The following is a 20,402-nucleotide window of genomic DNA, read 5'->3' as shown; positions in this document are numbered from 1 at the left end:
ATGTTTATTGAGGTCTGAAACTGAGCTGTCTGAAAAAACCGGATCAAATGTGGGAGGGGGCTTGCCCCCGATAGCGGTGGAACAGCCGGTACATCGGTGGATGACACACCGCAATCGGGGGCAAGCCCCCTCCCACATTTTTGACCACATTTCAGGCAGTCGACATCACCACTCGGCGAAACTGCCGTCGGCATGGCGCCAGATCGGGTTGCGCCAGCGGTGGCCGATGGCCGCGCGCTCGACCACGTATTCCTCGTTGATCTCGATGCCCAGGCCCGGCCCGTTGGGGATCTTCACAAAGCCCTGGTCATAGTCGAATACGCCCGGGTCGCGCACATAATCGAGCAGGTCGTTGCTCTCGTTGTAATGGATGCCCAGGCTTTGTTCCTGGATAAACGCGTTGTAGCACACAGCGTCCAATTGCAGACACGCCGCCAGGGCAATCGGGCCCAGCGGGCAGTGCAGGGCCAGGGCCACGTCGTAGGCTTCGGCCATGTTGGCGATCTTGCGGGTTTCGGTGATGCCGCCGGCGTGGGACGCATCCGGCTGGATGATGTCGACATAGCCTTCACTGAGCACGCGCTTGAAATCCCAGCGCGAGAACAGGCGCTCACCCAGGGCAATCGGGGTGCTGGTCAGGGGGGCCAGTTCCTTGAGGGCTTCGTAGTTTTCGCTGAGCACCGGTTCTTCGATGAACATCAGCTTGTACGGGTCCAGTTCCTTCATCAGCACCTTGGCCATGGGCTTGTGCACGCGGCCATGAAAATCGACGCCAATGCCGACATTAGGGCCGACCGCATCGCGCACGGCAGCGACGTTGGCCAGGGCCAGGTCGACTTTTTCGAAGCTGTCGACGAACTGCAGCTCTTCGGTGCCGTTCATTTTCACCGCAGTGAAACCACGGGCCACAGCCTCTTTGGCCGCGCGGGCCGTGTCGGCCGGGCGGTCGCCACCAATCCACGAATACACACGGATCTTGTCACGCACCTGGCCGCCCAGCAGGTCGCTGACGGACACGCCCAGGGCCTTGCCCTTGATGTCCCACAACGCCTGGTCGATACCGGCGAGGGCGCTCATGTGCACAGCGCCACCGCGGTAGAAACCGCCGCGATAGAGCACGGTCCAGATGTCTTCGATATTGCGTGGGTCTTTGCCGATCAGGTAGTCGGACAATTCTTCAACGGCAGCGGCCACGGTGTGGGCGCGACCCTCAACCACGGGCTCACCCCAGCCGGTGACGCCCTGGTCGGTTTCGACCTTGAGGAAGCACCAGCGCGGCGGGACGATGAAGGTCGTCAGTTTGGTGATTTTCATCTGTTGTCTCTCTTATAGATGCAGCGCCAGCAGGCGCGGAACTTGAACTCAGCTCAGGGCTTTCCAGGCCGCGACATAAGCCTGGGCGCGGCTCGCAACCTGCTCTACGCTCATACCCGGTTTGAACAATCCGGAGCCCAGCCCGAAGCCCTTGGCGCCGGCGTCGGTGAACACTTGCATGTTGTCCGGCGTGATACCGCCCACCGGCAGCAGCAACGTGCCCCCCGGCAATACCGCAAGCCACGCCTTGATCACCGCCGGGGCCATTTGCTCGGCCGGAAACAGTTTCAATACGTCGGCGCCTTCGGCCAGTGCGGCAAAGGCTTCGGTCGGCGTGGCGACGCCCGGCGACAGATACAGGCCCCCCGCTTTCGCCGCCCGCAATACCTTGGCATCGCTGTGGGGCATCACGATCACCTGGCCGCCGGCGGCCTTGACCTGCTCGACCTGCTCGGGCGTCAGCACCGTACCGGCACCAATCAGGCAATCGGCGGGCAGGCTGTCGCGCAGGGTGCGGATGCTGGTGTAGGGGTCCGGCGAGTTAAGCGGTACTTCGATGACGCGAAAACCGGCCTGGTACAGCGCCTGGCCGACGGCTTCGGCTTCGTCCGGGCGCACGCCGCGCAGAATCGCGATCAGACCGTTTTGTGCGAGTGCTGTTTTAAGCATGTCAGGCCTCCGTTACAGGTTGAGTGAGCCCGGCCGCCACGGCCAGTTGCCACAAACCGCGCTCGCTGGCGGCCTGCGCCAGGCTGACGTCGGTGAAGCCGCACAGCGCGAGGGCACGTTGATAGCGAGCGCAGAGGGGGGCGGCACCGACCAGGACGATCGGCTTGGGTTTTGCGCTGTCGGGTAAACCGGCCAGTTCATGACCGATCAGCAGGCCGGACAGGTAGTCGGGCTGCTGCTCGGGCGTCAGTTGGGCAGTCAGGCCAAGGGTGCGGGCACTGAACAGCGTCGAGAGCACGCCGCGCCGGCCATCTGCCGAAAGAGCCACGTGCACGCCGCGGTCAAACGCCTCGGTCTGGAAATGTTCCGATGATTGCTGGGTACGCCCCAGGATGCTGTGCTGGCTCAAGACGGCGAACAGCTCACCGGTCATGAAGGTGTCGAAGTGAGTGATACAGCCTTCGACGACCTCGACCCATTTGGAATGGCTGCCCGGCAGGCCAATCAATACGTCGCTCGCAAGCCCGTGCAGCACACCGAGCACCTGGGTTTCTTCGCCGCGCATCACATTGGGCAGGCCGACCTGTTCGATCACGCCCGGCACGATATGCACATCAACCCCACGCACGCTGCGCACCTTATGCAGCGCCTGCCCCAGGCTCGCCACATCCACCGGGGTGTTGCGGTAAGCCGCTTCGCTCCAGCCCTGTGCGCTGCCGACCATGCCGCAGGCAATTACCGGCAGGTCGGGCTGGGCGTCGAGCCAGTCCCCACAGGCGCTATCGAAGGCCAGCTCGAAACCATTGCTGCAGCGCACGCCTGCAATGTCACGCGGTTCGCTGGGCAAATGCATGATGCCCGACGCCAGTGAGCGTTGTTCCAGCACCACGCCGGCGGGGCCTAGTTTGTAAGCACGAAGGGAGCTGGTTCCCCAATCGAGCGCGATCAATTGCGCCTGCATCGCTTCACCTGAAATGAGTGGGTGCTGAAAAAAGCAGATGGGCGAATATAAACCTAAGCTTTGTAATATCTCAATATATAAATATCAGTCCCATATATTGGGAGAATAACGCGAAAAATCATACATCTTCCTGGGAAAATGAGCATTGCATTAGCTTGGAAAGCGCCGGTCCTAGACCGCAATCGATGGCAGGGCCAGCCCGGTCAATGACTGCGCACTGCCGGCCTGCTCCGCCAGCAGCCAATCGACAAACCGTTCGACCAACTGCCCGCGACGCTTGCGCTGGGGCTGCACCACGTAATAGCCGAAGCGCGAGACCACCGTCTCGCTGATCGGTCTGCACAGCCAGTTCTGCTCCAGCAGGTTATCCACCAGGTGGCGCCAGCCGATCGCGACGCCCTGGCCGGCAATAGCCGCCTGAATCAGCAGCGTGTAATTGTCGAAACGCAACTGGCCAGGGGTGGGCGCGGCGCTGATACCCAGCTCGCGAAACACACCGGCCCAATCGAACCAATGGCGATTGTTTTCCTGACGCAAGTGCAGCAGGGGGTAGTCCGGCAGGGTCTGCACCGTCAGCGCAGTGGCCTGGTTCTTGAGCCACTGGGGGCTGCACACCGGGAACACTTCCTCATTGAACAACCAAAGGCTGTCGCCTTGCTTGAAGCGTCCATCGCCAAACAGCACGGCCACGTCGATGTCGCTGCGCAGGCTGGCGTGGTTGCGCTCGCTGGTCACCAGGCTCACGTCAACCTGCGGGTTGGCCTCGTGGAACCGATGCAGGCGCGGCATCAGCCAGTAGGCGGCAAAGGCGAAGTCGGTGGCCACTTGCAGCACTTCGTGCTGGTCCTGCCGGGTGACGGTGCTCAGGCCCAGGTTGATGGTTTGCAGGCCGGCCTGCACGTGTTCGAACAGCAGGGCGCCGGCGTCGGTCAATTCGATGCCACGGTAGATGCGATCGAACAAGCGGATCGCCAACTGCTCTTCAAGCCGTTTGATCTGCTGGCTGATGGCCGGTTGGGTGGTGCCCAACTCCATCGCGGCGGCGGTAAAACTGCGCTGCCGCGCAGCCGCTTCGAACGCGCGCAGCAGGTCGAGGGAGAGGTCACCCAGCGCTTCATACATAAGCTGTGCTTATCCTAGGTATTGTTATTCATGGGCTTTACCACGTTTTTCATGGGCCGCATGCTCAGTGGCATAAACACCGCCTATGGAATGCCGAGAAACCATGAAGCGCAAGAACATTCTTTTCATCATGGCCGATCAAATGGCCGCGCCGCTGCTGCCGTTCTACGGACCTTCCCCGATCAAGCTGCCCCACCTGAGCCGCCTCGCCGAACAGGGCGTGGTCTTCGACGCCGCCTACTGCAACAGCCCGCTGTGTGCGCCTTCGCGCTTCACGCTGGTCAGCGGCCAGTTGCCGAGCAAGATAGGCGCCTACGACAACGCGGCGGATTTCCCCGCCGATGTGCCGACCTATGCCCACTACCTGCGTCGCCTCGGCTACCGCACGGCGCTGTCGGGCAAGATGCATTTCTGCGGTCCCGACCAGTTGCACGGCTATGAAGAGCGCCTGACCAGCGACATCTACCCGGCGGACTATGGTTGGGCGGTGAACTGGGATGAGCCGGATGTACGCCCCAGCTGGTATCACAACATGGCTTCGGTGCTGCAAGCCGGACCCTGTGTGCGCACCAACCAGCTGGACTTCGACGAAGAGGTGGTGTTCAAGGCCCGGCAATATCTGTTCGATCATATCCGCGAGGACGGCGAGCAACCGTTCTGCCTGACCGTGTCGATGACCCATCCCCATGACCCGTACACCATTCCCAAACCGTTCTGGGACCTGTACGAGGACAGCGACATTCCCTTGCCTGCAACGCCGGCCCAGGGCGATCTCGACCCGCACTCCCAGCGTTTGCTCAAGGTCTACGACCTGTGGGACAAGCCGCTGCCTGTGGATAAGATCCGCGATGCACGGCGTGCCTATTTCGGCGCGTGCAGCTACATCGACAGCAATGTCGGCAAGCTGCTGCAAACCCTGGAAGACACCGGCCTGGCCGATGACACCATCATCATCTTCTCCGGCGACCACGGCGACATGCTGGGCGAGCGCGGCCTCTGGTACAAAATGCACTGGTTCGAAATGGCCGCCCGCGTGCCGTTGTTGATCAGTGCGCCGGGGCAGTTTGCGGCGCGCCGTGTGACCCAGGCCGTCTCGACCGCCGACCTGTTGCCCACCCTGGTGGAGTTGGCCGGCGGCGAGCTGGACCCGCGCCTGCCCCTGGATGGCCGTTCGCTGCTGCCACATTTGCAAGGCGAGGGCGGGCACGACGAAGTGTTTGGCGAATACATGGCCGAAGGCACCATCAGCCCGCTGATGATGATTCGCCGGGGCGCCTACAAATTCATCTACAGCGAAGACGACCCTTGTCTACTGTTCGATGTACACAACGACCCGCACGAGCGGGAGAACCTCAGCCAGTCACCGGAGCACCGGCCACTGTTCGAGGCGTTTTTAAACGAGGCGCGGGCCAAGTGGGACATCCCGGCGATCCACCAACAGGTGCTCGCCAGCCAACGCCGCCGTCGCCTGGTGTTCCAAGCACTGACCCAGGGCAAACTCAAGAGCTGGGATCACCAGCCACTGGTGGACGCCAGTCAGCAGTACATGCGCAACCATATCGACCTCGACGACCTGGAGCGCAAGGCACGTTATCCACAACCCTGCCAACACTAAAAAATACAGAGGGAAGGCCATGCAAAAGTTAACGGTAGTGCTGGGCATCCTGGCGTTGAGCAGCGCCAATGCATTTGCGGACTCAAGTTGCGAAACGGTGAAAATGGCCGATCCCGGCTGGAGCGACATTGCGGCGACCAACGCCATCACCGGTTTTCTGCTGGCCGGCATGGGCTACACGGCCAAGGTCGACACCCTGGCCGTGCCGATTACCTTTGGCGGGCTCAAGGATGGCCAGGTTGACGTGTTCATGGGCAACTGGATGCCGGCGCAGCAAGGCTTTTATGACAAGTTCGTGGCCAATGGCGATGTCGTACAGCTGGCGAAGAACCTCGACGGCACCGAGTTCACCCTCGCCGTACCGGACTACGTGTGGGACGCGGGCGTGCATGATTTTGCCGATCTGAATAAATTCGCCGACCGATTCGGCAAGAAGATCTACGGCATCGGCTCCGGCGCGCCGGCGAATATCTCGCTGCAGGAGATCATCAAGAAGAATGACTTTGACCTCGGCCAGTGGAAGCTGGTGGAGTCGAGTGAACAGGCGATGCTCGCCGAAGTTTCGCGAGCGGTGAAGAAACAGCGCTTCGTCACCTTCCTCGGCTGGACGCCGCACCCTATGAACGTGCAGCTGAAGATGCACTATCTCACAGGCGGCGAGCAGTATTTTGGCAGCACCGGCAGCGTCTACACCTTGACCCGCAAGGGCTACGCGCAAGCCTGCCCGAATGTGGGGAAACTGCTGACCAACCTGAGTTTCACCCAGGACATGGAGAACAGCATCATGGCTGACGTGGCCAACAACAAGGTCAGCAATGCGGATGCCGCGAAGGCCTGGATCAAGGCCAATCCGGCGGTGTTGGACAAGTGGCTGGAGGGCGTGAAAACCCTGGATGGCAAGGATGCGTTGGCAGCGGTAAAAGCCAACCTCTAAAGATCACACTCGTTGATCGTTCCCACGCTCCGCGTGGGAATGCATCCCTGGACGCTCTGCGTCCGCTTTCAAACCCGTGACGCGGAGCGTCACAAGAGGCATTCCCACGCAGAGCGTGGGAACGATCACTGGCAGCCTGATACTCTGGCTCAAACCTTTCTACCCGAGCCTGCGATGTCCCGGCCCAACCGCTACACACTGTTCCCTTTCCTCAGTTGGCTGCCGTGCCAAACCCGCGGCAGCGTCGGCCGGGACGCCGTCGTCGGCCTCAGCGGCGCCGTACTCGCGCTGCCACAGTCGATTGCCTACGCACTGATTGCCGGGCTCCCACCGGAATACGGGCTGTACGCGGCCATCATTCCGGTGTTGATCGCGTGCCTGTGGGGCTCGTCCTGGCACCTGATCTGCGGTCCTACGGCGGCAATTTCCATTGTGCTCTACGCCAGTATCAGCCCGCTGGCGGTGCCGGGTTCCCAGGATTACATCACCTTGATCCTGCTGCTGACCGTCCTCGCCGGTGTGTTCCAATGGTTGCTGGGCCTGCTGCGCTTCGGCGCGCTGGTGAATTTCGTCTCCCATTCCGTGGTGCTCGGTTTCACTCTTGGTGCCGCGGTGGTCATCGCTCTGGGGCAGTTGCCCAACCTGCTGGGGCTGGACCTGCCGAGCCAGGCCACCGCGATCAACAGCCTGCTGGCGCTGCTCGAGCATGCCGGCGACTGGGACCGCGCCTCGCTCATCCTGGGCCTGGGCACCTTGCTGGTCGGCGCACTGCTCAAATACCTGGTGCCACGCTGGCCGAGCCTGTTGATCGCCCTGGCCCTGGGCAGCCTCGCCACATGGCTGTGGCCGGCGCTGTTCGGGCAGGTGGCGTTGGTCAGTTCGTTCATCGGCAAGCTGCCACCCTTGCGCCCGTTGCCCATGGACCTGGACACGATCCTGCGCCTGCTGCCGAGCGCTGTGGCGGTGGGCATGCTGGGGCTGGTGACCAGCCTGTCGATTGCCCGTTCACTGTCGGCCCGTTCGCAGCAACTGCTCGACGCCAATCAGGAAGTTCGCGCCCAGGGTTTATCCAATATCGTCGGCGGATTTTTCTCCGGGTATCTGTCGGCAGGTTCGTTCACCCGTTCCGGGCTCAGTTATGAGGCGGGTGCCCGCTCGCCATTGGCCGGCGTGTTTTCCGCGCTCTGGGTGGCGCTGTTTGCGCTGTTTGGCGCAGGGTTGATCGCGCACATTCCAATTCCGAGCATGGCGGCAAGTATCCTGTTGATCTGCTGGGGGCTGGTGGACCACCGCGGCATCCGTGCGTTGTACCGCGTGAGCCGCGCCGAATTCGCGGTGATGGCGCTGACGTGTGTGGCGACCTTGCTGCTGGAGCTGCAAACGGCCATTTATGCCGGGGTACTGGCGTCGCTGTTTTTCTACCTCAAACGCACCTCCCAACCCCGGGTGCAGCAATGGCGCGACGGTGACGAGGATGTGTTGCGCGTGGGGGGCTCGATCTTTTTTGGCGCCAGCCACTACCTGCAGGTGCGCCTGCAACGCTTGCAGGGCGAACGGGTGGTGATCGAGGCGCAGCAGATCAACTTTATCGACTACTCCGGGGTGGAGATGCTGCACCAGGAAGCGCGGCGGCTGGCGGGGTTGGGGCGCAGCCTGACCTTGCGCGGGGCCCGGCCGCAGGTGGTTGAAGAATTGAAGAAACTGGAAGGCGCCGAAAACTGCCCCATCCATTTCGAAGACTGAACACGGTCAAAACTGTGGGAGGGGGCTTGCCCCCGATAGCGGTGCTTCAGCCAACACATGGGTAGCTGACAGACCGCAATCGGGGGCAAGCCCCCTCCCACATTTGGATGTGTGTCAGGCCAACTGGCGGCGCAGCTCGGCCAGTACCGGCGCCGACTCCGGGCGTACGCCGCGCCACAGAAAGAACGCTTCGGCCGCCTGCTCAACCAGCATGCCCAATCCGTCCATCGCTACCGCCGCACCCTGCTCATCGGCCCAGCGACAGAAGGCGGTCGGCGCCTTGGCGTACATCATGTCGTAGCAGAACGTCTTGCCCGGTTCGATCAAACTGCCCGCAATCGGCGGTACGTCGCCTGACAAGCTGGCGGACGTGGCGTTGATAATCACGTCCACCGGCTCACGCAGCAAGTCGAAACCACTGGCGGACACCGGCCCCAGGTCGTTGAACAGCTCGGCCAGGCCTTCGGCTTTTTCCACGGTGCGGTTGGCAATGATCAGTGAGGCGGGTTTTTCGGCCAGCAACGGTTCCAACGCGCCGCGTACCGCGCCACCGGCGCCCAGCAGCAGGATGCGCTTGCCTTGCAGGTCCAGCCCGGCGTTGACCTTGAGGTCGCGCACCAGGCCTGCGCCGTCAGTGTTATCACCGAGCAACGTGCCATCGGCCAGCTTGCTCAGGGTATTCACCGCGCCGGCGCGTTGGGCGCGCTCGCTGAGGGTGTCGGCCAGCCGGAAAGCGTCTTCCTTGAACGGCACGGTGACATTCGCCCCACGGCCGTGTTGAAAGAACTCACGGGCACAGCCGATGAAGTCCTCCAGCGGCGCGAGCAGTGTGCTGTAGTCCATCTGCTCGCCGGTCTGCTCGGCGAACAGGCGGTGAATCAACGGTGACTTGCTGTGGCCGATAGGGTTGCCGAAGACGACATAGCGATCCATCACACTGCCGCCTTGGGCGCAGTCAGGCCGAGCCAGTCGCGGTCCTGCAGGAAATAGTCGGTAAGGCGCGCTTCTTCGCTCCCGGCCTCGGCTTTCCAGTCGTAGCTCCAGCGCACCTGCGGCGGCAGCGACATCAGGATCGACTCGGTACGCCCGCCCGACTGCAGGCCGAACAGGGTGCCACGGTCATAGACGAGGTTGAACTCAACGTAGCGGCCCCGGCGGAACTCCTGGAACTGACGCTGCTGTTCGGTATAAGCCATCGCCTGGCGGCGCTGCATGATCGGCAGGTAGGCGTCGATGTAGGCATCACCGATGGCGCGGATGAAGGCAAAGCAGGTGTCGAAGCCCCATTCGTTCAAGTCATCGAAAAACAGGCCGCCGATGCCACGCGGCTCGTTGCGGTGCTTGATATGGAAATAGCTGTCGCACCAGGCTTTATAACGCGGGTAAACGTCCGCACCGAACGGCGCACAGGCCTGCTCGGCCACGCGATGCCAGTGGATGCAGTCTTCGTCGTTGCCGTAATAAGGCGTCAGGTCAAAGCCTCCGCCAAACCACCACACCGGCTCTTCGCCTTCCTTTTCAGCAATGAAAAAGCGCACATTGGCGTGGGAAGTCGGTATGTGCGGGTTATGGGGATGGATCACCAGCGATACGCCCAGCGCCTCGAAGCCGCGACCGGCCAGTTCAGGGCGATGGGCACTGGCGGACGGGGGCAAGCCGCTGCCAAACACGTGGGAAAAATTGACGCCGCCTTTTTCGATGACCGACCCGTTTTCAATCACACGGGTGCGACCGCCACCACCGGCAGGCCGGGTCCAGGCGTCTTCGATAAAGCGCGTGTCCGTTTCGAAGGTTTCCAGGGCACTGCAAATACGGTCTTGCAGGTCGAGCAGGTAGGCTTTTACAGCCTCGGTGCGAGTAGTCATGGCATCACCTTGAATCGGGCAAAGCTACGCGAGGCCATTGGGCGTCGGCGGCAAATGGGCGCACAGGATACCACCGCACCTCGTGTCGTCGCAGTTGACGAAGATCAAGCTTAGGAGTCCGATAGGGGCCTTCGTTTATTCGACCCAAGGAGAAGGTAGATGGCCAAACGTATCCAGTTCAGCGCCCATGGTGGCCCCGATGTGCTTGAGTATGTGGACTACACGCCGGCGGAGCCTGGCCCACAACAGGTTCGGGTGCGCAACGAAGCCATTGGCCTGAACTTCATCGACACGTATTTTCGCAGCGGCCTCTACGCGCCACCGTCCTTGCCCTCGGGCCTGGGCGCCGAAGGCGCCGGTGTGGTCGATGCCGTAGGCAGTGAAGTCAGCCAATTCCAGGTCGGCGACCGCGTGGCCTATGGCAGCGGTCCGCTCGGCGCCTACAGCCAGTTGCATGTATTGCCTGCGGCCAACCTGGTGCATCTGCCGGATGAAATCAGCTTCGAACAGGCCGCCGGTGCCATGCTCAAGGGCCTGACCGTACAGTACCTGCTGCGCCAGACCTATGAGCTGAAGGGCGGCGAAACCATTCTGTTCCACGCCGCCGCAGGCGGTGTGGGCTCCCTGGCTTGCCAATGGGCCAAGGCGCTGGGCGTGAAATTGATCGGCACGGTGAGCTCACCGGAGAAAGCCGCCGTGGCCAAATCCCTCGGCGCCTGGGAAACCATCGATTACAGCAAGGAAAATGTCGCACAGCGCGTGCTGGAATTGACTGACGGTAAAAAGGTGCCCGTGGTGTATGACGGCGTTGGCAAGGACACTTGGCTGACGTCGCTGGACAGCGTCGCACCGCGAGGCTTGGTGGTGAGTTTCGGGAATGCGTCGGGCGCGGTGGACGGGGTGAACCTGGGGATTCTGTCGGCGAAGGGCTCGCTGTATGTCACGCGGCCGACGCTGGCGACCTACGCGAGCAACCCGAAGGACTTGCAGGCGATGGCCGATGACCTGTTCTCGATGATCAAGAGCGGCAAGGTGCGCATTGATATCAACCAGCGCTATGCACTGGCGGATGCGGCGAAGGCGCAGACCGAGTTGTCCGGGCGGCGCACGACCGGTTCAACCATCCTGCTGCCTTAAGAAAGCCATCGGGGGCAAGCCCCCTCCCACCCTTGACCGAGGTGTCTCGACGAACACCGATCAAATGTGGGAGGGGGCTTGCCCCCGATAGGCGCGACTCGGTCTCAGGACGGTCGCACCACATCCCCCGTCGCCAGGTCACGGATCAGGCTCGGGTTCTTGCGTCCACCCAGGGCGCCGCCCAGTACAAGGTCCACCTGCCCGCGGAAATACTGCTCCACCCGAATCCGCGTACGTGCGGCCGGGCGGCCCTGGGGGTTGGCCGACGTGGAAATCAACGGCCCGACCTGGGCGCACAAATCCCGTACCAGCGGATGGTCACTGACCCGCAGCGCCACGGTGTCATGCACCCCCGTGACCCATTCCGGCAGCAAGTCCTGGTGGGGCACCAGCCAGGTATTCGGCCCAGGCCAGGTGCTGGCCATGCGCTCGATCCAGGTGTCGGGAAAGTCTTCGAACAGGAAGTCGAACTGGCGGATATTATCGGCCACCAGGATCAGGCCCTTATCCACTGAGCGATTCTTGATCGCCAGCAAACGGTCCACCGCTGCTTCATTCCACGGGTCGCAGCCCAGGCCCCAGACCGCTTCGGTCGGATAGGCAATCACCGCACCTGCGCGAATTTCTCGTGCAGCTTCCAGCACACGCCACCTGTTGACCATTGTTTACTCTCCGAACTAAAGCTCTGGGCAGTTTACCGATCTTCGTTGCAAAACCCAGCTACAACCGTTCGCCACGCGCAAGCCAGCGCCCACTTTCACAGATCACCCGGCCTTCGAGTTCCAGCTCGGTAAGGCTCGCCAGCACCTGGGCCAGCGGCCGTCCACTGGCAAGCGCCAGGGCTTCGCTGGTGTGCGGGGCCGCGTGCAACAGCGCCACCAGCGGATGCACAACCGGTACGGGGGCCGGGCGTGACAACGCCTGCCAACCGCGCAAGCCTTCAAGAATATGCTCGATGGTCTCCACCAGCACCGCGCCATCGCGGATCAACTGATGACAGCCCTTGGCCGCCGGATGATGGATGGAACCCGGAATGGCGTACACCTCGCGTCCTTGTTCCGCCGCCAGCCGTGCGGTAATCAGCGAACCGCTGGCGATGCTGGCTTCCACCACCAGGACCCCCAGGGACAAACCGCTGATAATCCGATTGCGCCGTGGAAAGTTACCGGCCTGGGGTGGCGCGTCCAGTGGAAACTCGGAAACCACGGCGCTGCCCTGGGCAATCATGGTCGCAGCCAGCTTCCTGTGGCGCTGTGGATAAAGTTTTTCCAGACCGGTGCCGAGTACACCGATGGTATGACCGCCCACGTCCAATGCCGCCTGATGGGCCGCGCCATCGATACCCAACGCAAGGCCGCTGGTGATGACAAAACCGGCGCTTGCCAGGCTGCGCGAAAAGGCGGCGGCGGTGTCCATGCCGGGGCGCGAAGCACGACGACTGCCGACCACGGCCAACTGCGGTTTTTCCAGCAGCGATGGGTCGCCGGCAACGAATAACAGCGGCGGAGCGCCCTCTGTCTGGCCTAGCAGCGCAGGGTAATCGGGCTGGTCCCACATCAGTAAATGCTGGCCAGGGCGGGCCAGCCAGGCCAATGCCGCACTGGCCCCATCACGAATATCCACACTGCGCCGGGCATCGGCACTGACGGCCGGCAACCCGAGCGCGCGCCAGGCACTGGCAGGGGCACTGATGGCTTTCGACGCAGAACCGAACGCCTCGATCAACCGGTGAAAACGCCTGGGACCCAGTTCCGGCAACCGGTGCAAGCGCAGCCGGGCTTCCAGCTCTGCCGGGGAAATTTGATTGCTGTTTATAGGAAACATCTGATCATCCTTGATCGGAACAAGCTGTGGATAACTCTGTTGGTAACTTATTTAGCAGGCTATTTATTGCGATTGATCGTCAGTCTCGAAACGATCCATCACGGCCAGCGGGCGGGACGCGCTGAGAACCAGGGCATAGCTGAGTTTTTCATAGGTGCGAAACACCAGCAGGGTGCCGGCACGCACATCCGGGAGTCGCGTCGGGGCCCCTGTCAGCGCGTCGCGCACCGAGGCGCCGGCCCTGATCACCGTGAGCAATTGGCCTTCGACCACACCGTCCCGGCGCCCCTTGTTCAAGGTCACCGCATCCAGTACGCCGATCTGTGTGACGCCCTTGGGAATGTCGATGATGTGGCCTTCAACAAAGGGGGCGGATGCACGCGTTTGCAGATTGGCCAGGTCCACGCCAGGTTCGGCGCGCAGCAAACGGTCGCCTGGACGCACCTCCTGGGTAACCCTTTGCACGGCCAGGGTGGTGAGATCATCGCTCAGCACAAAGCGCGCGGTGCCGATGTCGTCGGCATTGATTCCAAGCAGTTCGCGGGTGTCGGGGTCGGTATAGACCTTGCCTCGGCGGAAGATCCCGTAGTTGGGCTGGGTCGGGTCCAGACTGCCCCTGGCGTAGACGCGCTCGCCGTTGGCGCCCAGCACGCGCCCACCTTCGGCGGCGACGATATAGGGTGCGTTATCCAGGTCCTCGGGGGAATCGAGCAGGCGGTTGTGCAGCAGGAAGCCCTGTATGGCCTTTTGCGTGACAGGGTCCAGGCGCTGGCCGGGCTGTGGAATCAGCGCCATGGCCAGCGGGGCCCACAGCAGCAAGACGAGTAGCGATTTCCTCATGGGGTCAATCTCCTTTATTATGTGCGTTCGCGTGAAACGCCATAGCCTTCGCGGCTTTCGAACGTTTCACACCGGCTGCCTGGGTCCATCCCACCGCCGATTTGCCTCTACCTCACATGTGCAGCAATTACGCTTATGGCTATTTTGAACATCCTCGAATTTCCCGACTCGCGCCTGCGCACGATCGCCAAGCCGGTGGCCGTAGTGGACGACAAGGTTCGTCAGTTGGTCGATGACATGTTTGAAACAATGTATGAAGCCCCGGGCATCGGCCTCGCCGCGACCCAGGTCAACGTGCATCTGCGCGTCGTGGTCATGGACCTGTCCGAAGATCGCAGCGAACCCCGGGTGTACATCAACCCCGAGTTCGAACCGCTGACCGACGAGATGGGCGAATACCAGGAAGGTTGCCTGTCGGTGCCGGAGTTCTACGAGAACGTCGAACGCCCATTGCGCGTGAAGATCAAGGCCCTGGACCGCGACGGCAAGCCGTTCGAGCTGATTGCCGAAGGCCTGTTGGCGGTGTGCATCCAGCATGAGTGCGACCACCTCAACGGCAAGCTGTTTGTCGATTACCTGTCCACGCTCAAACGTGACCGGATCAAGAAGAAGCTGGAAAAAAAGCATCGCCAGCAAGCTTGATGCCCTCCTTCCAAAGGCTTGCTGCGGCAAGCCTTTTTCTTTTGTGACTGCTTTTAACGAGAACTCCGATGACCGAGCCACTGCGCATTGTTTTTGCCGGTACACCCGAATTTGCCGCCGAACACCTCAAGGCGCTGCTTGCCAGCCCCTATGAAATCGTCGCGGTGTACACCCAGCCGGATCGCCCGGCCGGGCGCGGGCAAAAACTGATGCCCAGCCCGGTCAAGCAGCTGGCGCTCGAGCACAACATCGCCGTGCTGCAACCACCGACCCTGCGCAATGCCGACGCCCAGGCCGAACTGGCCGCGCTCAAGCCGGACCTGCTGGTCGTGGTTGCCTACGGCTTGATCCTGCCCCAGGCCGTACTCGATATCCCACGCCTGGGCTGCATCAACAGCCACGCTTCGTTGCTGCCACGCTGGCGCGGAGCGGCGCCGATCCAGCGCGCAGTGCAAGCTGGCGACAGCGAAAGCGGCGTAACGGTCATGCGCATGGAAGCAGGGCTGGACACCGGCCCGATGCTGCTCAAAGTCACCACACCGATCACTGCCCAAGACACCGGCGGCAGCCTGCACGATCGCCTGGCTGAAATGGGGCCGCCGGCCGTCATCCAGGCCATCGCCGGTCTTGCTGCCGGCACCCTGGAAGGCGAGGTGCAGGACGACAGCCTCGCCACCTACGCCCACAAACTGAACAAAGACGAAGCCCGCATTGACTGGAGCCGCCCGGCCGTGGAGCTTGAGCGCCTGGTGCGTGCGTTCAACCCATGGCCTGTCTGCCACAGCACGCTCAACGGCGAAGCCTTGAAAGTGCTGGCTGCGACCCTGGCCGACGGTAACGGCGCGCCCGGAGAAATCATCGGCGCCAGCAAGGACGGTCTTCTGGTTGCCTGCGGCGAACAAGCGCTGTGCCTGACCCGTCTGCAATTGCCCGGTGGCAAGGCGCTTAATTTCAGCGATTTGTTCAACAGCCGTCGTGAGAAGTTTGCCCTGGGCACCGTTCTCGGCGTGGTCGCCCAATGAACCCGCGTCTGGCCGCCGCCAAGGCCCTCGCCGCCGTGCTCAACGGCAAAGCATCGCTGAACAGTTCGCTGCCCACGCAGATGGATAAGGTTGAAGACCGTGATCGCGGTTTCACCCAGGACCTGGCCTTTGGCACGGCGCGTTGGCAGCCAAGGCTGTCGGCGTTGGCGGCCAAGTTGCTGCAAAAACCGTTCAAGGCAGCCGACGCCGATGTTGAAGCGCTGCTGCTGGTCGGTCTCTATCAACTGCTCTATACCCGCGTACCGGCCCACGCCGCCATCGGTGAAACGGTGGGCTGCGCCGACAAACTGAAAAAGCCCTGGGCCAAGGCCTTGCTCAATGCCGTGCTGCGCCGCGCCCAGCGCGAAAGCGAAGGGCTGCTGGCCGAGCTGGAACATGACCCGGTGGTGCGCACCGCGCATCCGCGCTGGCTGCAAAAATCCCTGAAGGCGTTCTGGCCGCAGCAATGGGAAGCCATTTGCGCGGCGAACAATGCCCATCCGCCGATGATCCTGCGGGTCAACCGTCGCCATCACCGCCGCGACGCCTACCTGCAGCTGCTCAGCGAGGCGGGCATCGACGCCGCGCCGTGCGTGTACAGCATCGACGGTATCGTGCTCCAGGCTGCCACAGACGTGCGCAGCCTGCCGGGCTTTGCCGAGGGCTGGATCAGCGTGCAGGACGAAGCCGCACAACTGGCCGCCGACCTGCTCGACCTGGCACCCGGTCAACGCGTATTGGACGCCTGCTGCGCGCCGGGCGGTAAGACCTGTCACATCCTGGAAGTCGAAAAGGACCTGGGCGGTGTGGTAGCGGTCGACCTGGAAGCCAAACGCCTGGTGCGCGTACGGGAAAACCTCGCACGCCTGGGTTTGAGCGCCGAGCTGATCGCCGCCGACGGCCGCGACACCGCCACCTGGTGGGACGGCAAACCGTTCCAGCGCATCCTGCTGGATGCGCCCTGTTCGGCCACCGGCGTGATCCGCCGCCACCCGGATATCAAGCTGACCCGCCAACCCGACGACATCGCCGCCCTGGCCGTGCTGCAGGGCGAACTGCTCGACGCGCTGTGGCCCACCCTGGAAGTCGGCGGCATTCTGCTTTACGCCACCTGTTCCACCTTGCCCACCGAGAATACCGAGGTCATTCAAGCCTTCCTCGCCCGCACCAGCGGCGCACGGGAACTGGACCTCGCGACCACGGCCGGCATCAAGCAACCGCACGGTCGCCAATTGCTCGCGCGGGAAGGCGGGCATGATGGCTTCTACTACGCCAAACTGATCAAGATCGCCGCCGCGCGCGGCTGAATGGTTTTAAGGGAGTGACCGGATGAAAATCATCATCCTCGGGGCAGGGCAGGTGGGCGGCACGCTGGCTGAGCATTTGGCCAGCGAAGCCAACGACATCACCGTGGTCGACACCGACGCCGAGCGCCTGCGTAATCTGGGCGACCGCCTGGACATCCGCACGGTGCAGGGCCGTGCGTCGTTCCCCACCGTGCTGCGTCAAGCCGGCGCCGACGATGCCGACATGCTCGTCGCGGTCACCAACAGCGACGAGACCAACATGGTCGCCTGCCAGGTCGCCCACACGCTGTTCCACACCCCGACCAAGATCGCCCGTGTGCGCGAAGCCGCCTACCTGACCCGCGCCGGCCTGTTCGACAACGATGCCATTCCGGTGGATGTGCTGATCAGTCCGGAACAGGTGGTCACGCACTACATCAAGCGCCTGATCGAAATTCCGGGTGCCTTGCAGGTGATCGACTTCGCCGGGGGCAAGGCGCAGTTGGTTGCGGTGAAGGCCTACTACGGCGGGCCGCTGGTGGGTCAGCAGTTGCGTCAATTGCGCGAACACATGCCGAATGTTGAAACCCGCGTCGCCGCGATTTTTCGGCGTGACCGGCCGATCCTGCCCCAGGGCGACACCGTGATCGAAGCCGATGACGAAGTGTTTTTCATCGCGGCCAAGGCGAATATTCGTGCGGTGATGAGCGAAATGCGCCGGCTCGACGAGACCTATAAACGCATCGTCATCGCCGGCGGCGGGCAGATCGGTGAGCGCTTGGCAGAGGCCATCGAAAGCCGCTACCAGGTGAAGATCATCGAGATGAGCCCCACGCGCTGCCGGCATTTGTCCGACACGCTCGACAGCACCGTGGTGTTGCAGGGCAGTGCCTCGGACCGCGACCTGCTGATGGAAGAAAACATCGCCGACGCCGATATCTTCCTGGCGCTGACCAACGACGACGAGGCCAACATCATGTCCTCGCTGCTGGCCAAGCGGCTGGGGGCGAAGAAAGTGATGACCATCATCAACAACCCGGCCTATGTCGACCTGATCCAGGGCGGCGATATCGACATCGCCATCAGTCCGCAATTGGCCACCATTGGCACGTTGCTCGCTCACGTACGCCGTGGCGACATCGTCAGCGTGCACTCCCTGCGCCGTGGCGCGGCGGAGGCTATCGAGGCGATTGCCCATGGCGACTCCAAATCAAGCAAGGTCATCGGCAGGGCCATCCGCGATATCGGCTTGCCGCCGGGCACCACCATTGGCGCAATCATTCGCGATGAAGAAGTGATCATTGCCCACGACGATACGGTGATCGCCACCGGTGACCATGTGATCCTTTTCCTGGTGGACAAGAAACATATCCGCGATGTGGAGAAGCTGTTCCACGTGGGCCTGAGCTTTTTCTGATCTGACGGAGTGGACGACATGCTCGAATCCCTGGAGAAAATGCTCGCCAAGGGTGTGGATAATTCGCTGCTGCGGTTTGGCTTGGGCAAGGGTTATCTGGATCTGAAGGACAACGCCAAGGCGGCGGAGCATTTGCAGCGCTGCGTCGAGTTCGATCCGAAATATTCGGCGGCGTGGAAGTTGCTGGGCAAGGCGCAGCAAGGGCTGGGGGATAGCGTGGCCGCTCGCCAGGCGTGGGAGAAGGGCATCGAAGCGGCCCAGGCCCATGGCGACAAACAGGCCGAAAAAGAAATGACGGTATTCCTGAAGAAACTCGACCGCCAGGCCTGAGCAAAACCCAAATGTGGGAGGGGGCTTGCCCCCGATAGCAGTGTGTCAGCCAATACATGGTTGACTGAACCACCGCTATCGGGGGCAAGCCCCCTCCCACATTGGTTTCTGTGGTGATCTTGAGTCAGTACCAGCGCGCCTCACCCGGTGGGCGTTTCTTGAAGCGTTTCATGCTCCACATGTACTGGCTCGGGTAGGCGCCGACATACCGCTCCACCACCTTGCTCATCGCCGCGCAGGACGTGGCGGTGTCAGTGCTGTACATGTCTTCCGGGGCCGCTTCCAGGATCACTTTGTAGCCCGAGCCGTCCGGCAGGCGCAGGGCGTGCAGGAACACGCCCACCGCCTTGTGGCCGGCGAGCATGTTCGGCACGAACTTGCTGGTCAGCGCCTGGGTTGCGAAGAACGGTACGAAGATGCCGGCGGATTCAGCCGGCTCGGGGTCGGCAGGGATACCCACCTGGCCGCCTTTGCGCACTTCCTTGATCACGCTCAGGATGCCTTCCTTGGTGGAGGCGGCCACGCGGTTGCCCAGTTGCACGCGTTGCTTGCGCAACAAGTCGTCAACAGCCTTGAGCTTGGGCGGGCGATAGAAAATGATCGGTTTGCACTGGCTGCAATAAAAATGATTCAGCACTTCCCAGTTGCCCAGGTGGCTGGTGATGCCCACCACGCCTTTACCCGAGGCCAGGGCATCGTGCAGCACGTGCAGGCCTTCGACTTCGCGCACCAGGTCGATGGAACGCTGGGCCGGCCAGATCCACGCGCAGGCGCTTTCGGTCAGGGACTTGCCGATGTCCATCAGGCTGCGGCCTACCAGGCGCTCGCGTTCGGCCGGGTCCATGTCCGGGAAACACTTGGACAGGTTGATCCGCACTGTCTCGCGGGAGCGGTTGGGGGTTTTCCACATGATCCAGCCGATCCCCGTACCGACGGCCTGTACGGCGCGCCAGGGCAGCAGGGCAAACAACCGAAGAGCGCCTACCAGCAAGGCGCCTTTAAACTTTTCCACAGGTCACTCCTGATCGTGTGTGGTACGCAAAGCGCGCATTCTACCCGGCGTTGACCAGGTCCGCGTAGCGGTCGCAGTCCTGGGTGTGGTCCATGACCATGCCCGAGGCCTGCATGAACGCGTAGCAGATGGTCGGCCCGACAAAGGTGAAGCCGGCTTTCTTCAAGGCTTTGCTCATCGCTTGGGCTTCGGGTGTAATCGCCGGGACGTCGCTGCGGTCCGTGAAGTGATTGACCTTGGGCTTGCCGCCGACAAACGACCAGAGCAACCCCACAGGGTCTTCCAGCGCCAGCCAGGCCGCGGCGTTGCGGCGTGTGGCGTTGAGCTTCAGGCGATTGCGCACGATGCCCGGGTCCTGCATCAGCGCTTCGATTTCAGCGTCGGTCAGCCTGGCCAGACGCTGCGCATCAAAGCCGAACAGCACCTTCCGGTAATGCTCGCGTTTGCGTAAAACGGTGATCCAGGACAAGCCCGCCTGGAACCCTTCGAGCAAAAGCAACTCGAACAGTCCCTGCGCATCGCGCAGCGGCGTTCCCCACTCTTGATCGTGATAAGCCATGTACAGCGGATCTTCAGAACACCAAAAGCAGCGTGGCATAAGGCTCCAGGGAGTGGTGGCGGGGCCGAATCGGGTATACTCCCGCTCTTTAAATCGCAGCCCAAGTAACA

Annotated in this window: 20 protein-coding genes; 9 read left to right on the top strand and 11 right to left on the bottom strand. The window is 62.4% G+C overall.

The window, feature by feature from the left end; genetic code table 11:
* Positions 1-165 precede the first annotated feature (165 nt).
* The 4 genes from dgoD to BFP96_RS15100 form a co-directional block, all read right to left on the bottom strand.
* On the bottom strand, positions 166-1,314 hold the full coding sequence (gene dgoD / locus BFP96_RS15115) for a galactonate dehydratase (RefSeq protein WP_003187297.1): 1,149 nt from the start codon (positions 1,312-1,314) through the stop codon (positions 166-168).
* 48 nt (positions 1,315-1,362) lie between these two features.
* Positions 1,363-1,983, bottom strand: a complete 621-nt coding sequence (locus BFP96_RS15110) for a 2-dehydro-3-deoxy-6-phosphogalactonate aldolase (RefSeq protein ID WP_065936511.1) — start codon at positions 1,981-1,983, stop codon at positions 1,363-1,365.
* Position 1,984: 1 nt separating this feature from the next.
* The gene (locus BFP96_RS15105) at positions 1,985-2,944 is read right to left on the bottom strand and encodes a 2-dehydro-3-deoxygalactonokinase (protein WP_065886735.1); all 960 of its coding nucleotides are present in this window, start codon (positions 2,942-2,944) and stop codon (positions 1,985-1,987) included.
* 171 nt (positions 2,945-3,115) lie between these two features.
* A complete protein-coding gene (locus BFP96_RS15100) occupies positions 3,116-4,066 on the bottom strand; it encodes a choline sulfate utilization transcriptional regulator (protein ID WP_065886734.1) in 951 nt (316 codons plus the stop codon).
* 103 nt (positions 4,067-4,169) lie between these two features.
* Here BFP96_RS15100 and betC point away from each other — a divergent pair, with 103 nt between their 5' ends.
* The 3 genes from betC (at position 4,170) to BFP96_RS15085 (ending at position 8,358) form a co-directional block, all read left to right on the top strand.
* On the top strand, positions 4,170-5,681 hold the full coding sequence (betC, locus tag BFP96_RS15095; protein ID WP_065895250.1) for a choline-sulfatase: 1,512 nt from the start codon (positions 4,170-4,172) through the stop codon (positions 5,679-5,681).
* Between the two features lie 19 nt (positions 5,682-5,700).
* Complete coding sequence (gene choX, locus BFP96_RS15090) at positions 5,701-6,615, top strand: choline ABC transporter substrate-binding protein (protein ID WP_065936510.1); 915 nt, start codon at positions 5,701-5,703, stop codon at positions 6,613-6,615.
* A 174-nt stretch (positions 6,616-6,789) separates the two neighbouring features.
* Positions 6,790-8,358, top strand: a complete 1,569-nt coding sequence (locus BFP96_RS15085) for a SulP family inorganic anion transporter (RefSeq protein WP_065936509.1) — start codon at positions 6,790-6,792, stop codon at positions 8,356-8,358.
* Between the two features lie 114 nt (positions 8,359-8,472).
* Here BFP96_RS15085 and aroE read toward each other — a convergent pair whose 3' ends face one another.
* Positions 8,473-9,291 (bottom strand): shikimate dehydrogenase, encoded by an 819-nt coding sequence (aroE, locus tag BFP96_RS15080; protein WP_065936508.1) that lies wholly within the window; start codon positions 9,289-9,291, stop codon positions 8,473-8,475.
* Positions 9,291-10,223, bottom strand: coding sequence for an oxygen-dependent coproporphyrinogen oxidase (gene hemF / locus BFP96_RS15075; protein WP_065895246.1), 933 nt, complete (start codon positions 10,221-10,223; stop codon positions 9,291-9,293). The genes aroE and hemF overlap by 1 nt, the downstream gene beginning before the upstream one ends.
* A gap of 159 nt (positions 10,224-10,382) precedes the next feature.
* Here hemF and BFP96_RS15070 point away from each other — a divergent pair, with 159 nt between their 5' ends.
* On the top strand, positions 10,383-11,360 hold the full coding sequence (locus tag BFP96_RS15070) for a quinone oxidoreductase family protein (RefSeq protein WP_065895245.1): 978 nt from the start codon (positions 10,383-10,385) through the stop codon (positions 11,358-11,360).
* A 104-nt stretch (positions 11,361-11,464) separates the two neighbouring features.
* Here the strand turns inward: BFP96_RS15070 and BFP96_RS15065 are convergent, their stop codons facing one another.
* From BFP96_RS15065 to BFP96_RS15055, 3 genes are all read right to left on the bottom strand, one after another.
* On the bottom strand, positions 11,465-12,022 hold the full coding sequence (locus BFP96_RS15065; protein WP_065886727.1) for an L-threonylcarbamoyladenylate synthase: 558 nt from the start codon (positions 12,020-12,022) through the stop codon (positions 11,465-11,467).
* Positions 12,023-12,080: 58 nt separating this feature from the next.
* Positions 12,081-13,184, bottom strand: a complete 1,104-nt coding sequence (dprA, locus tag BFP96_RS15060) for a DNA-processing protein DprA (protein ID WP_065936507.1) — start codon at positions 13,182-13,184, stop codon at positions 12,081-12,083.
* Positions 13,185-13,247: 63 nt separating this feature from the next.
* Complete coding sequence (locus BFP96_RS15055) at positions 13,248-14,024, bottom strand: peptidoglycan-binding protein (protein ID WP_065936506.1); 777 nt, start codon at positions 14,022-14,024, stop codon at positions 13,248-13,250.
* A gap of 135 nt (positions 14,025-14,159) precedes the next feature.
* Between BFP96_RS15055 and def the strand changes: the two genes are divergently transcribed.
* The 5 genes from def to BFP96_RS15030 all read left to right on the top strand — a co-directional run bounded on the left by def (position 14,160) and on the right by BFP96_RS15030 (position 18,721).
* Positions 14,160-14,666, top strand: coding sequence for a peptide deformylase (def, locus tag BFP96_RS15050; protein ID WP_005783383.1), 507 nt, complete (start codon positions 14,160-14,162; stop codon positions 14,664-14,666).
* A gap of 68 nt (positions 14,667-14,734) precedes the next feature.
* Positions 14,735-15,688: a methionyl-tRNA formyltransferase gene (gene fmt / locus BFP96_RS15045; protein WP_065936505.1), complete on the top strand. Its 954-nt coding sequence runs from the start codon at positions 14,735-14,737 to the stop codon at positions 15,686-15,688.
* Entirely contained in the window at positions 15,685-16,995 is a 1,311-nt protein-coding gene (gene rsmB / locus BFP96_RS15040; protein WP_065936504.1) for a 16S rRNA (cytosine(967)-C(5))-methyltransferase RsmB, read from the top strand. Before fmt ends, rsmB begins: the two co-directional genes overlap by 4 nt.
* Positions 16,996-17,017: 22 nt before the next feature.
* Positions 17,018-18,391, top strand: coding sequence for a Trk system potassium transporter TrkA (gene trkA / locus BFP96_RS15035; protein WP_065886722.1), 1,374 nt, complete (start codon positions 17,018-17,020; stop codon positions 18,389-18,391).
* A gap of 18 nt (positions 18,392-18,409) precedes the next feature.
* Positions 18,410-18,721: a tetratricopeptide repeat protein gene (locus BFP96_RS15030; protein ID WP_065936503.1), complete on the top strand. Its 312-nt coding sequence runs from the start codon at positions 18,410-18,412 to the stop codon at positions 18,719-18,721.
* Positions 18,722-18,845: 124 nt separating this feature from the next.
* Here the strand turns inward: BFP96_RS15030 and BFP96_RS15025 are convergent, their stop codons facing one another.
* Both BFP96_RS15025 and BFP96_RS15020 read right to left on the bottom strand, forming a co-directional pair.
* The gene (locus BFP96_RS15025) at positions 18,846-19,733 is read right to left on the bottom strand and encodes a lysophospholipid acyltransferase (protein ID WP_065895239.1); all 888 of its coding nucleotides are present in this window, start codon (positions 19,731-19,733) and stop codon (positions 18,846-18,848) included.
* 40 nt (positions 19,734-19,773) lie between these two features.
* The gene (locus tag BFP96_RS15020) at positions 19,774-20,331 is read right to left on the bottom strand and encodes a DNA-3-methyladenine glycosylase I (RefSeq protein WP_065936502.1); all 558 of its coding nucleotides are present in this window, start codon (positions 20,329-20,331) and stop codon (positions 19,774-19,776) included.
* Between the last annotated feature and the right edge of the window lie 71 nt (positions 20,332-20,402).

It is taken from the genome of Pseudomonas sp. 34 E 7 (genome assembly GCF_900005715.1).
Lineage (GTDB): Bacteria > Pseudomonadota > Gammaproteobacteria > Pseudomonadales > Pseudomonadaceae > Aquipseudomonas > Aquipseudomonas orientalis_A.
Note: the sequence above shows the minus strand (reverse complement) of the source record. Positions and strands in the feature narration are given on the sequence as shown.

What these genes read in the sequence shown, in the direction of transcription:
- def (WP_005783383.1), top strand. Translation starts at nt 14,160, where the DNA reads ATGGCTATTTTGAACATCCTCGAATTTCCCGACTCGCGCCTGCGCACG.
- BFP96_RS15055 (WP_065936506.1), bottom strand. Translation starts at nt 14,024, where the DNA reads ATGAGGAAATCGCTACTCGTCTTGCTGCTGTGGGCCCCGCTGGCCATG.
- dgoD (WP_003187297.1), bottom strand. Translation starts at nt 1,314, where the DNA reads ATGAAAATCACCAAACTGACGACCTTCATCGTCCCGCCGCGCTGGTGC.
- rsmB (WP_065936504.1), top strand. Translation starts at nt 15,685, where the DNA reads ATGAACCCGCGTCTGGCCGCCGCCAAGGCCCTCGCCGCCGTGCTCAAC.
- BFP96_RS15030 (WP_065936503.1), top strand. Translation starts at nt 18,410, where the DNA reads ATGCTCGAATCCCTGGAGAAAATGCTCGCCAAGGGTGTGGATAATTCG.
- BFP96_RS15110 (WP_065936511.1), bottom strand. Translation starts at nt 1,983, where the DNA reads ATGCTTAAAACAGCACTCGCACAAAACGGTCTGATCGCGATTCTGCGC.
- dprA (WP_065936507.1), bottom strand. Translation starts at nt 13,184, where the DNA reads ATGTTTCCTATAAACAGCAATCAAATTTCCCCGGCAGAGCTGGAAGCC.
- aroE (WP_065936508.1), bottom strand. Translation starts at nt 9,291, where the DNA reads ATGGATCGCTATGTCGTCTTCGGCAACCCTATCGGCCACAGCAAGTCA.
- trkA (WP_065886722.1), top strand. Translation starts at nt 17,018, where the DNA reads ATGAAAATCATCATCCTCGGGGCAGGGCAGGTGGGCGGCACGCTGGCT.
- BFP96_RS15065 (WP_065886727.1), bottom strand. Translation starts at nt 12,022, where the DNA reads ATGGTCAACAGGTGGCGTGTGCTGGAAGCTGCACGAGAAATTCGCGCA.
- betC (WP_065895250.1), top strand. Translation starts at nt 4,170, where the DNA reads ATGAAGCGCAAGAACATTCTTTTCATCATGGCCGATCAAATGGCCGCG.
- BFP96_RS15085 (WP_065936509.1), top strand. Translation starts at nt 6,790, where the DNA reads ATGTCCCGGCCCAACCGCTACACACTGTTCCCTTTCCTCAGTTGGCTG.
- BFP96_RS15070 (WP_065895245.1), top strand. Translation starts at nt 10,383, where the DNA reads ATGGCCAAACGTATCCAGTTCAGCGCCCATGGTGGCCCCGATGTGCTT.
- BFP96_RS15100 (WP_065886734.1), bottom strand. Translation starts at nt 4,066, where the DNA reads ATGTATGAAGCGCTGGGTGACCTCTCCCTCGACCTGCTGCGCGCGTTC.
- hemF (WP_065895246.1), bottom strand. Translation starts at nt 10,223, where the DNA reads ATGACTACTCGCACCGAGGCTGTAAAAGCCTACCTGCTCGACCTGCAA.
- BFP96_RS15020 (WP_065936502.1), bottom strand. Translation starts at nt 20,331, where the DNA reads ATGCCACGCTGCTTTTGGTGTTCTGAAGATCCGCTGTACATGGCTTAT.
- fmt (WP_065936505.1), top strand. Translation starts at nt 14,735, where the DNA reads ATGACCGAGCCACTGCGCATTGTTTTTGCCGGTACACCCGAATTTGCC.
- choX (WP_065936510.1), top strand. Translation starts at nt 5,701, where the DNA reads ATGCAAAAGTTAACGGTAGTGCTGGGCATCCTGGCGTTGAGCAGCGCC.
- BFP96_RS15105 (WP_065886735.1), bottom strand. Translation starts at nt 2,944, where the DNA reads ATGCAGGCGCAATTGATCGCGCTCGATTGGGGAACCAGCTCCCTTCGT.